This window comes from Streptomyces glaucescens, assembly GCF_002154375.1.
Taxonomy (GTDB): Bacteria; Actinomycetota; Actinomycetes; order Streptomycetales; family Streptomycetaceae; genus Streptomyces; species Streptomyces glaucescens.
The window spans coordinates 1-775 of the sequence record NZ_MUND01000776.1 but is presented as its reverse complement, the minus strand read 5'-3'; the positions used below and the strand labels follow the sequence as shown (position 1 = coordinate 775).

The following is a 775-nucleotide window of genomic DNA, read 5'->3' as shown; positions in this document are numbered from 1 at the left end:
GGGTAGCAGCCGTCCGTGTCGTAGTCGAACGCGGGCTGGTAAGCGCGCCCGCCCTGCCGGCCAACGCGGAGGCCGCCGAGCGCGCTTACCAGCCCGCGTTCGACTACGACACGGACGGCTGCTACCCGACACCCGCGATCAGCGCGGACGGCACCGTCAACGGCGGGCTCAGCCCGACCGGCGCGCTCAACGGCAACTGCCGGGACGCCTCCGACCTGGACAACACCAACAGCTACTCCCGCTCCAAGTGCAACAACGGCTGGTGCGCCTACCTGTACGGCCTGTACTTCGAGAAGGACCAGGCGCTGGCGGGCACGAGCATCGGCGGGCACCGGCACGACTGGGAGCACGTCGTGGTCTGGGTGCAGAACGGCCAGGTGCGGTACGTCTCGACGTCCAACCACGGCTCGTTCACCGTCACCGCCGCCTCCGGGGTGCGCTTCGAGGGCACCCACGCGAAGGTCGTCTACCACAAGGACGGCATCGGCACCCACTGCTTCCGCCTGGCAGGCGCGGGCGACGAGCCGCCGGAGAACCACAAGGGGACCTGGCAGTACCCGCCGCTGGTCGGCTGGAACGGCTACCCGGCGGGCGTGCGGGAGAAGCTGTCCGCGTACGACTTCGGCAGCGCCCACTTCGGCCTGAAGGACGGCAGCTTCACCAGCCACCTGGCGTCGGCGAAGCCGTCGGGCATCCCCTTCGACCCGTACGCCTAGGAGGTGTCGTCATAGCGCTCCTGCCGCCGCCCCGACTGGGTCCCAGGGCCTAGGCCCTG

The 775-nt window shown here is 70.3% G+C and carries 1 protein-coding gene; it reads left to right on the top strand.

Translation table 11 applies throughout. From position 1 onward, the window contains the following. Window positions 1-716, top strand: a 716-nt coding sequence (locus CCN42_RS36995) for an NPP1 family protein (RefSeq protein ID WP_107427710.1), incomplete at its 5' end; no start/stop codon positions are given. Window positions 717-775: the final 59 nt, after the last annotated feature.